The following is an 11,396-nucleotide window of genomic DNA, read 5'->3' on the forward strand; positions in this document are numbered from 1 at the left end:
TGCTTATCAAACTTTTATTTGAGTAGGTCTTGTGCTTTGCGTAATATGTTCTAAATCTTCACGCAAGTTTGTTGATAGCGGTTTAAAAAAGTTAATACTGGTTCCACCTGAATCATATAACCTTTTTGCCATTAGCGTTAAAGAAGTAAATATCCCTACAACGATTAAGATGCCAATTACTGATAGCAATTTTAAGTTTTGTTCAGAGGCAGATTGATTGTTTTTATTTAAAAGAGCTAAGGTCGAATGGTTCTTTAGTTGAAATTCAACTTGCTCGATTGCTTCGTTATCCTCTAAAGAGGTGTTGTCTAAAATATCTTTTAGCTCTTGGGCTGCAAGCTTTTTAAGGTAACTATCAAATACAGGCATAGCTCGTCCTAAGCGGGCGTTTATTACAAACAAATCAAGATTGGACTGATAATTTGGTAAAGTTTCAATAAGAGCAAGGAGTGCATGAAAGTGTTTTAAAGTTTGGCTTATTTTTAACGAACATGGCGCATCATCTGAATAAGTATAGTCACTTTCTTGAAAGTTCTTATTCTCTTTTATTCCTGCCCAATCACGATGACTCTTACTCATAAATAACTGTAAAATCTCAACCAATACCTCTAAATTATATAAAACCAAATCTGGATCATTGTGCTCAAGATTTTCCTCAAAGCGGCCATACAATTTCATTGGCTTAAGAGGCTGGCGCGTTCCATCCTCTGTATCAATAAATAATTGGCCTATAAGGTAAGTTGAATAGTCCATTGTAGAAGACATACGAAAAATATTCTTCAAGAAAAAATAATAATTGCAAAGTACCCAGTCATTAAAACCAGGCTCCGGTGCATCCTCGCCAAGGATTTCTTCAAAAGAAACACATTCAGGTTGATATAGACTTTCTCCAATTAATTTATTCAACTGCCGTTCTTTATGATTGATATAACGTGTACACGCTTGACGAAGCATGCTTCTTGCTTGTTGATGGCTTATTTGTGACATTTAGCTTACTCCTACAGAATGCTTAATAAGCATATATTTGCAACCAATTTTATCAAATTTTTAATCACTCGGTCAAAATAATAAGCCGAGTGCTTTTAGTTACTGTACAACACATCTCGGTATTGTTGGCATCAACGATGAAATAATATCATCCTCGGCATTTGCGTTGAGCCCTTCTTTTTCATATGCGACTTTAGCATTCTCAAATGAAGATATATCCATACCATCAGTTTCCCATGAAGCACTCTCTGGGCAAGACTGTAGTTCCTTTTCTTTATAAGCAACTACATGACGTAACAAATCGTCAGGTGTAACTATACTTGAGGTTTGAGATGATGCTTTGGATTTTAATGCTGAATAAAAACCACCAGCAGCTAAGCAACGGAATGCCAGGGAGGCAAAGCTTTCTGTAGTTTCATTACGGTAATTACGCGTGAATAAATTGGAACCCTGCATAGTCCATCCTATTACAACATCTCCTTCAACATCAAGCGAATATAAAACCCCTCGGGGGTTAGCATGTAACAACTTAACCGCAAAAAAACTATATTGTGGCAGATAATGTGGCGGTACTTCAGCCACTGGCTGGTAGGTGTTATCTGTGCTGTCGAATCGATATAATACCTCTCCAGGTAACAACGCCATTCCGCGGTAAGTAGCCGGAATCGAACATCTTTAGTCTGTCCTTTTTGAGCAGTAAGATTTAGTATTTCCGGTTTAAAACACTCTAACAAAGCTAATTGGCTCAGCGTTAATAACGCTGTTAAATTAGCTAGTTGTTGATCGTCTCTTTCGGTGATTTCACAGCATAAAGAAGAAAACCAGCATTTCCCCCCACTATCCATCCCATCGCTTGCAAAAACCCCATGAGCCATATATAAAAATATCAACGGAAATATAAACAGCAAATTAGGTCCAATGCGATACTACAAGCGCTCTATTGTTGCAAGAGCAACTTATTACTTCACATTAAATTTACAAAAATAGAAAAAGCGTGAGCGAGGTATTTAGCAAAGAAGATTTTGGGAGCATCGTATTCGCGATGAGGAGGATTATAAACAGCATGTTAATTATATTTATTACAATCCCGTAAAACATCACTATGTTTCTAGTCACGCTAAATGGCCCTATTCAAGTATGCATCGGTTTATTCAAATGGGAATACTTCCGGTTGATTGGGCTTGCAGCTATAAATGTAATGAAGGGGATTGGGGGAATAGGAATCCCTTGGGTAAATACTGGGAGCCTACGCTTTGTTAACGCTTGCTCCATACACTGGAAACAACCATCTTTTATAAAGCTTCTTCCGAATCAATCCTCGGTGTCGTGTTCTAATAGATGCAACTCCTGGGCTTGATATCCTTCTCTTTGGGCAAAATACACTAAGGCCTCTTCACGTCCATGAGTTACCCAAACTTCTTTTGGATTAACCTCTAATATCGTTTGGGTTAATTCTGCCCAATCTGCATGGTCTGAAATAATTAAAGGAAGCTCGACTCTTTTTTGTTTGGCTCGTGCTCTAATTTGCATCCATCCCGAAGCCATCCCTACCAACACATTGGCGAATCGTCTCGACCATTTATCATGTAGCGCACTGGGCGGACATAAAACAAGTGCGCCTTTAGAAGAATTAAGATCTAATTCGGAAGCTGGCTTTAAACTCCCCAAATTAATGCCTTTATTTTGATAAAATTCACAAAATTTCTTTAACCTTCCATGTAAATAAATAGGGTCTTGATAACCCAAGATTCGTAAAACTTTAATAAGGCGCTGGCATTTACCTAAAGCGTACACACCAATTAAATGGCAGCGTTCAGGAAAGGTAGCTAACGAGACAACAAGCTTTTGAATTTCCTGTTCAATAGGGGGATGTTTAAAAACAGGTAATCCGAATGTAGCTTCAGTAATAAATACATCACAGGGTTCGCTTATAAACGGCTCACATGTAGGATCAAAGGTGCGTTTATAATCACCGGATATAATTAAGCGCTCTCCCCCATGGCTGATTACTATTTGTGAACTACCGAGAATATGTCCTGCCGGCAACAAATAGATTTCTGCCTTGTTTACTTGAATCTTCTCAAAATAGTTTAATGAGACAATATTACACGTGTATTCCTCTCCATAGCGTATTTGCATTAGGGCATGAGTATCGGGATGAGCAATTACTTTTTTATGACCAAAAACAGCATGATCAGCATGTGCATGAGTGATAATTGCACACTCTACCGCACTACTCGGGTCGATATAGCATTGAGCGGCAAGGCAATATAATCCTTCTTTTCTAACCTCTACCCATTGACGTGCAGGAGCCATTTCCTTTCCTAATGTTTAATTAATTGAATTAAGGATTCTAAATGATCCCCCTCTGCTGCAGGCTTATCCCATCGAATCCGATTAATCCGGGGAAATCTTAATGCTACACCGGATTTATGGCGAGATGAGTAATTAACTGCATCAAAAGAAACCTCAAAAACAAGCTCTTTTGTTACCTCGCGCACCGGACCAAAGCGTTGAACAGTATGGTTTCGGATCCATTTATCAAGGGCGATCAGCTCTTGGTCAGTAAAACCAAAATATGCTTTCCCAATTGGGGTGAGTTGCCCTTTATCCCATAAACCAAAAGTATAATCTGAATAATAAGAAGAACGTTTACCATGACCTCTTTGCGCATACATCAATACTGCATCGACCATGAGCGGGTTTCTTTTCCATTTATACCAATGTCCTTTAGGCCTTCCAGCTAAATAAGGGCTATCTTTATGTTTGATCATCAATCCTTCAACTGCGGGATGATTTTCATCCAAAACTTGTTTTTTTAATTCATGAATATTTTGCTGAGGAGCCAAAGTTAGTAAATCCGAAAGCAATAGATTTGGCCTAGAATGATTGGCAAACCATTTTTCCAATAGGCTTCTTCGTTCATGGAAAGGCCTGTCTCGAAGATCCACCTGCTCCAAGGACAAAATATCATATAATATGACTCCAGCAGGAAGGTCATTCATCATTTTTTTCGAAAGCGTTTTGCGATTTAAGCGTTGCTGTAAGTCATTAAAAGTGCTCGCTTTTCCCTCTTTAATAATCACCAGCTCTCCATCTAAAACCACATTGGAATCAATCAACTTTAATACATCAGGAAAACTATGACTTAAATTATCTCCAGTTCGAGAAAAAAGAGCTTTATTGTGAGGGGTTGTTACAATTTGCACTCGAATTCCATCATATTTTCTTTCAAAATAAAATTGGCTAGGAATAAAGGAACTTATTTCTTTTTCTTCTAAAGGATGGGATAACATCACGGGATGAAAAAAGATGACATCTTCTAAAGGAGGTTTGTCGGCTCGGTTTTCCAGCCATGCAAAAAGATTAATATAAGGAAATTGTAATCCATGCCATATTTGCTCAATTTCTTGTACGTGAACGTTTCCATAATGGGCTAAAGTATTTTTTAAAAATCGTTCAGAAACGCCTATTCTTAAACTACCCAATCCTAATTTTAATAATGCCCAACGCTCTATAGGACTGCTTTGATTTAATAATTGGGCAAGATAGGTTTTAACTTCAGTTTTAGATAATGTTTGAAGCGCTATGATAATTTCTGATAGGGGAGGTAACTCTTGTGAGCTTTCTTCCTCCGGCCAAAGTAATGCAACAGTTTCCGCAAAATCTCCCACATAGTCATAAGATAAAGAAAATAAGAATTCATCCACTCGTTCTTCAATTAATTCTTTAATTAAAGAACGCTTAAAATGTGGAAACGTGAGCGAATTGGTCATCACCGCCACAGCATATCCACGCTCCGGATCAGGAATCTCCCTAAAATAATGCTCAATTAATGCCCTTTTATCTAATTGACTGAAGGTAAAAAATAAGTTGCTGAGTAATTGAGCAAAACTATTCATCACTTCACTTTGTTCTCATCTTTTTATGTCCTATTTGAGAGACAAAGACCTCAAGCAAACTTAAAAAACTCACGAGTAAATTGGAGTTTTTTACTTTCGAATGAGTCATGAGCTTTGCAAAAAACATTCGAATAAGCTTAAGACGAAAATAGGATAAAAGGATACGATAAAACATTCGAGTTCCTAGTCAATACACCACACTATTATTATAGTCTAAAATATACTTATCAAAGGAGACCAGGGCATTTATTAAGTTACTTACCTAATATAAAGTTGAGAAGGAGCCTCAACTTAAAATATTTGGGAAGGGAAAATTAATTTTGGTTATTTAATAGCTCCAATTTCTTTTATGAGAAAAAGCTATATGAAAAATACCTCTTTTGTATATGTAAAACAGACTTCTGGGATTACACGAAAAAAACAAGGGAAAAACTTTGTTTACTACGATTCCAAAGGAAAAAGAATAACCGATTCAAAAACTTTAGAACGTATCAAACTACTTGCTATTCCCCCAGCGTATACACATGTCTGGATATGTCCTAATGAGAAAGGACACATTCAAGCTATAGGACGAGACAATAAGAATAGAAAACAGTATATTTACCATGCTTCATGGGTGCAAATAAGGCAAGAACAAAAGTTTAAATCACTACTTGATTTTGGTGATTTTCTTTCTACTTTAAGAGAAAAAATCAATGAAGAGATAAGCAAACCTCCTACCCTTGATAAGAATCAAATCATTTGTTCTGTTCTTTTTTTAATAGATAATTACTCTGTAAGGATAGGAAATAATACTTATGCTAAGCAAAATAAAACCTATGGTATTACTACGCTTAGAAAAAAACATCTGCGTCACAAAAAAAATGCTGTTTCTTTCGAATTTTTAGGAAAAAACAAGCATCCTTGGAGCTTTGACGTAACAGAAAAAAACCTCATTCAAATTTTGAAACATTGCACTCATATTCCAGGATATGAACTATTTAAATATTATAATGAACAACAACATGTTTCGGTCATTACTTCACAAGATGTTAATGAATATTTGCAGCGAGTCACGCAACATCCTTTTACTGCAAAAGATTTCAGAACATGGATTGCCACAAGAGAATTTTTTGTTCGTGCTATTTCATTATTAGAAATGAAAAATTTAAAAATAACTCATATTAAACATAGTATGCTTGAGGTTGCGACATTACTAGGACATACTCCCTCTATTTGCAAAGCAAGTTACATTCACCCCCAAATTTTTGAATGGTTAAAAAATGGAAAATTGATGCAATGGAAAAGGAAAAACCAAAAAAATATTCAAACAAAAAAAACAGATGAACTTCTACTTCTATGGCTGAAGGAAATTTATCCTTCATAATAAAACTTAAAATAAATTCAAGAAATTACTAAAGCGAATAATAGTTTCCCTCATGTGCTCTTGTGAAGAATACAGAGCTTAATAATTAATTGAACTTAAAATATTAATTTGCTAGCTATTATTTAATGAAAGCTATAGATTTAAAATTTAACATAATAATCATAATCCTATGTCTGAAACTTTAGTCCTTGCATTTTCCTTAATATTAGTCACGGGTTTTCTATGTCAGTGGATCGCATCCTACGTAAAGGTACCCGCTATTTTATTTTTATTACTTATCGGAATCTCTGTAGGACCTATCTTTCATTGGCTTAACCCAGATAAACAACTTGGTGAGTTATTATTTCCTTTCGTCTCGTTTTCAGTGGCTATCATTTTATTCGAAGGGAGTCTGACTCTTTCTTTTTCCAAAATTAGGGGCTTAGGTAGCGTTATACGCAATTTAATTAGCTGGGGAGCCTTGATAACATTTGTTTCGGTGGCAGTTTGTACTCATTTAATAATGAACATCTCTTGGGCGATTTCTTGTTTATTTGCTTCATTAATGACCGTAACTGGACCTACTGTTATTGCTCCTATGTTAAGAATATTGCGGCCCAATTCCAATATTTCCAATGTATTACATTGGGAAGGAATATTAATTGATCCTATAGGGGCCATCTTAGCTGTTTTAGTGTTTGAAGTGCTTATTTCTAATAGCCTTGCAAAAGGAATTGCTGCAGGATTATTAGTTTTTGTAAAAATATCGCTTATGGGGGTCTTTTTCGGGCTAATAGGAGGCGTGTGTTTAGGAATAGCTTTTAAAAAATTCTGGATTCCCCAGCATTTACATAATTTCGCTGTTCTTGCAATGATTGGAATTATATTCTCAAGTGCCAATTATTTGGTTTCAGAATCAGGAATTTTAGCGATAACAATAATGGGGGTAACTTTAGCGAATTTTAAAAAAATTGAATTGGAACATGTTTTAAATTTTAAAGAAAGCCTCAGTATTGTCTTAGTGTCCTGTTTATTTATTGTGCTCTCCGCACGAATTAATTTATTCTCGTTTATAGAATTAGGCTACTCGGCCTTAGTTCTTTTTCTTATAATCCAGTTTTTAATACGCCCTCTAAACGTTTATATTTCTTCTTGGGGTTCTGATTTAACGATCCCTGAAAGGCATGTAATATCATGGATAGCCCCACGTGGTATTATCGCAGCAGCTATTTCCTCCTTATTTGCCATAAAATTAGCTCAGCTCAATTATCCTGACGCAGAAAAATTAGTGCCTCTGACCTTTTTTATGATCATTTCAACTATTGTATTACAAAGCCTCACAGCAAAAACAATAGCCACAAAATTAAAGGTTGCAGAACCTAAGCCACAAGGATTTCTTATTGTGGGTGCTAATAAAGTAGCCCAAGCAATTGCGGTGCAACTTAAAGAAAATAGTATTTATACTTGTCTGATTGATGAGCAATGGGATCAACTTAATGAAGCACGAATGAAGGATCTAGCGACATTATGGGGGAATCCTGTATCACAATACATTGAAGAGAAAATAAATTTAATTCAAATTAAACAATTATTAATTATTACTCCCTATTTAGATTTAAATATTCTTACTGCGAAACATTATCGCTCTATTTTCTCTGAAAAAGATATTTTTTCTATTCAAACCGTAATACCACAACCAGGACAAAAGGAAGATAAATTTAATTTTAAAAACAGTGGCAGAGTACTTTTTAATTCGACTTTAACCTACCAAAACATAGATAAGCTATTAGCTGAAGGGGCAAAAATTAAGACCACTACAATTACGGAGCAATTTTCTTTTGAAGATTATCAAGCAAAAAGTAATGTAAATTATCCTTTATTTGCAATCGATCCTAAAAACACCATTCACGTATTTTCTGAAGAAAATGACTTTAAACCAATTAAAGATTGGAAAATAATTGGCTTGCAATTTGAAACTAAAAATTCGACTGCTATTTAGGATAAAAAACAAATGGCGCAGCACATAACAGAAGAAAGAATGGGAGAAATTATAATACTATTCATGCTTCCATTTCATAGATTGTGCTCGCATCTATTCCCAATAAAACATCCGCTCGGCATCTTGGCTTAAGATTAATTGTTTTATCACTAATACTGTTATTCAAATTTTTTGAACCACTTTATAACAATGTGAAGACATTCCTGAAACTAAAGATGCATTAAGCAATAGCTTGAAAAGCCCTTGATACATCACATTAAAACCCAATGCCCCCATTATAGTCATCGCATCACAAATTAGCTCATGTTGCCTTAATGTTAATCCGTTATAATCCAAGCAACTAGAAAAACACTTCATTTTTTATCATGAAATATTTAAAAAGTATTACAGTCTATTATTGGAGTGCAAATCATATTGCTCTTAATGTTACGCAAGCCGAACATGCTTATGAAAATGGTCAATTTTTCGCTGAGTATGACGAAAACGGTAAGATAGTTCATGCTGACAATTTCCGTGCGCTTACTCATAATAGTGATTCAGAGTTACGATGTACATCCAATCATACCCCAGAAATACTTAAGGATTTGATTAACACATGGTTTGACAATAAAAAGCCCAAAATCCCTTCAATAATCGACGATTTTTGGGAAGATTGTTCACTTTACATTCGTGAAAATCAGATAGAACTATTAAAATCTCTGTATCAAATTATGCTTGCGCATCAGGTATTTGATGATGATGAAGATTTGGAAGATGGGTATGATGAAGACCCCTCGCCAAATAAAATTAACGTATTAAAGCAATTAGGAATGGATACAACAACTGGCTCAGAAAAACGTGCTCAATCTTTAGTTAAAGCAGAACAGCATGAAGCCTTACGTCCTCTAATAGCGCAACTGCAAAATGAGAAAACTGCCCTTGAAAAAAAATACCTCATTTTAAACTGTGTTGAGCAACTAAAAGTTCAAAAAGGCCTGGGCATGGATTTAGAAGGCGGTGATGAAGAGCCCATATATGGTAAATTACCTATTATAGAATGGGTTATACCCGCGGGAAATTCACTTACCTTAGATGATAACGATAATGATTATCTTGAGCATCTAAACTTATTTGGATTAAGTATAAAAGGAATAGAAAGTGGTATAAAAAAATTTGAAAACCCACAAAACATTATTCACCACGGCGTTCATGAGACTTATTATAAATTTTTTAGTCGATATCATAATTGCTCAGGATATTCTCGTTTTTTACTGGAACAAGGGGGTATCACCTCCTTTTGCTCCACCCACGAACTGGAAAAATTCGGTGTAACAGATCCGGCCTTATATAGCGCTTACATTGCTAAAGTTCAGGACAAAATAATAGCACTCAATGAACAAGCTCGAGACTTAATGAGAAATGCAGGTATTATTCCTAAACCCCTGGATACGATAGATACTAATTATTTAAAAGTCTTCAAAAAAGGCGAATCAAAATATGATGAATTGCCCATAGCGATTAAAAAGAGCATTGATGAGTACAATAATGAATTAGTCAATGTGAGCTATGAACATAAAATAAATTTGTTAGCCAATCTAATCCGCATCTTACATAGCAATGGGATAAAACAGCCCGAGGTCATCGATGCGATTCAAAAAGAAATTAGAAGAAATTATGAAATTGATTTTGATGCTCAATTTTCTTATAACCAATCATTCCAGCTAAAGTGTCTGGGGGCACTAGCCGCACTCAGCGCGCAAGCATTAGCGGTTGGCATACTGGCCATCGCAGTTCCACACTTGATTCCAATAACTTTAGTTGCAGCCATAATTACAACAACAGTAGCTACTGTCTCTCTTGTTATCTCCATAGGAGTATTCTCGCAAAAAATACAACCTCAAAGACCATCTACTGAGCTAAATAACAGCATGTGCAGAGAAAATAGCCTAAGTGAGAGTAATGAGCAAGCCCTGACCCCACCCGGATAATTCATTGTAGCTTGAGGTGCAGTGCACAGTATAATCCAGGCTAGAAAACTCACTGATTTCGTCATAACACTAACTCATGTTATAGTGACAATCCAGGATCTTATTCGAATACGGACATGCTTAATTTCTTATTTCACCCAATTGCTAGCTTCAGAAAATGGTATTTAATCTCTCAAACAACCACTTATATATGGAATAAGGAATATGCTTACTCCATTCTTAATCAACATCCAGATAAATTACCTTTAATTGAAAAATTATACGCCATTAGTCGGCTTTATGACCCCATCTGGGGACGCTTAGCGACTGAGCCTCGTCTGTGGGCAGGGATAAATGCTCTGTTTGAGCATAATATGCTTACTAGAGAATTGGTGGATTGGTTATTAAGGAAAAAAAAATTTCCTACCAATACAGTCATTGCCGGGTATGAAGCCATTCGCGCTTACACCCTTTCTCCAGATGATTTTTTTCTAAGATACAACAAATACAATCACATTATTCCCCTATTAATTGAACATGCACCGCTATTAAAGTGGTTGTTAGATGCGCGCTTAATAACAATGAGTGGCTTAGATTATTGGCTGTCTTCTCCAGAAAAACTCCCCAAAGAATTGTTATATACCCATAACGACGTCAAATTAGTAGAGCTTTTACATAAGTATGGCTTGATTACGCCAGGAGAACTAGTTCCTCAGGGTGAATGGAAAAAATTAGGTTCCTTTCCTCACTCCCAATTCGTAATACTCCTGAAGCTTGAATCTGCAGGATTACTAAATGAAGAAAACATGCAAAGAATCAGTTCTTGGTATAAAGATTTGCCTCTGTTAAATAATGCCTATCAGGACGAAGACGAATTTAAGCTTTGGGCTTCTCTGTTATTAGACGCCACTACTGAGCGCAACCTATTTATCAAAGCAGGAACAGCACGTTTTAGCAAAAATCTTGGCACCTTAAAACAGGAGGAGTCATTAAATTCATTCTGGGAACGTTGCCAGAACATTGACAACCAAGATGTAACCGATACAAATGCTTATAATACACTCGCCAATTTGAGTAAATTAGCTACCTTGGAACATCGATTTTTTCCGCCATCAGCTCCTGGGAAACCACACTCAGAGCAGCAGAGCTATCTCATCGATATAGGAATTCACTCGACGGAGACTAGAGTATTTGTAAGGTAAGTGGACATAGCCCGT

At 35.9% G+C, this 11,396-nt stretch carries 9 protein-coding genes; 4 read left to right on the forward strand and 5 right to left on the reverse strand.

What is annotated here, in order from left to right:
* Window positions 1–6: 6 nt before the first annotated feature.
* The 4 genes from E1P08_RS02740 to E1P08_RS02755 all read right to left on the reverse strand — a co-directional run bounded on the left by E1P08_RS02740 (window position 7) and on the right by E1P08_RS02755 (window position 4,889).
* Entirely contained in the window at window positions 7–906 is a 900-nt protein-coding gene (locus tag E1P08_RS02740; protein WP_133135478.1) for a hypothetical protein, read from the reverse strand.
* A gap of 180 nt (window positions 907–1,086) precedes the next feature.
* Window positions 1,087–1,626: a hypothetical protein gene (locus tag E1P08_RS02745; protein WP_133135479.1), complete on the reverse strand. Its 540-nt coding sequence runs from the start codon at window positions 1,624–1,626 to the stop codon at window positions 1,087–1,089.
* A 672-nt stretch (window positions 1,627–2,298) separates the two neighbouring features.
* Window positions 2,299–3,303 carry a ligase-associated DNA damage response exonuclease gene (locus tag E1P08_RS02750; RefSeq protein WP_133135480.1) on the reverse strand — a complete coding sequence of 335 codons (1,005 nt, stop codon included), beginning with the start codon at window positions 3,301–3,303 and terminating at the stop codon, window positions 2,299–2,301.
* Between the two features lie 8 nt (window positions 3,304–3,311).
* On the reverse strand, window positions 3,312–4,889 hold the full coding sequence (locus E1P08_RS02755) for a cisplatin damage response ATP-dependent DNA ligase (protein WP_133135481.1): 1,578 nt from the start codon (window positions 4,887–4,889) through the stop codon (window positions 3,312–3,314).
* 364 nt (window positions 4,890–5,253) lie between these two features.
* On the opposite strand from E1P08_RS02755, the gene E1P08_RS02760 reads away from it, so the two are divergent.
* The gene (locus tag E1P08_RS02760) at window positions 5,254–6,255 is read left to right on the forward strand and encodes a DNA topoisomerase IB (protein WP_133135482.1); all 1,002 of its coding nucleotides are present in this window, start codon (window positions 5,254–5,256) and stop codon (window positions 6,253–6,255) included.
* Window positions 6,256–6,424: 169 nt separating this feature from the next.
* Entirely contained in the window at window positions 6,425–8,233 is a 1,809-nt protein-coding gene (locus E1P08_RS02765) for a cation:proton antiporter (protein WP_133135483.1), read from the forward strand.
* 162 nt (window positions 8,234–8,395) lie between these two features.
* On the opposite strand, the gene E1P08_RS02770 is transcribed toward E1P08_RS02765, so the two are convergent.
* Window positions 8,396–8,590 (reverse strand): hypothetical protein, encoded by a 195-nt coding sequence (locus tag E1P08_RS02770; RefSeq protein WP_133135484.1) that lies wholly within the window; start codon window positions 8,588–8,590, stop codon window positions 8,396–8,398.
* A gap of 8 nt (window positions 8,591–8,598) precedes the next feature.
* On the opposite strand from E1P08_RS02770, the gene E1P08_RS02775 reads away from it, so the two are divergent.
* On the forward strand, window positions 8,599–10,200 hold the full coding sequence (locus E1P08_RS02775) for a hypothetical protein (protein WP_133135485.1): 1,602 nt from the start codon (window positions 8,599–8,601) through the stop codon (window positions 10,198–10,200).
* A gap of 116 nt (window positions 10,201–10,316) precedes the next feature.
* A complete protein-coding gene (locus E1P08_RS02780; RefSeq protein WP_133135486.1) occupies window positions 10,317–11,381 on the forward strand; it encodes a hypothetical protein in 1,065 nt (354 codons plus the stop codon).
* The last annotated feature ends 15 nt before the right edge of the window (window positions 11,382–11,396 follow it).

Origin of the sequence: Legionella rowbothamii (assembly GCF_900639985.1) — a bacterium.
In the GTDB taxonomy this organism is placed as follows: domain Bacteria; phylum Pseudomonadota; class Gammaproteobacteria; order Legionellales; family Legionellaceae; genus Legionella; species Legionella rowbothamii.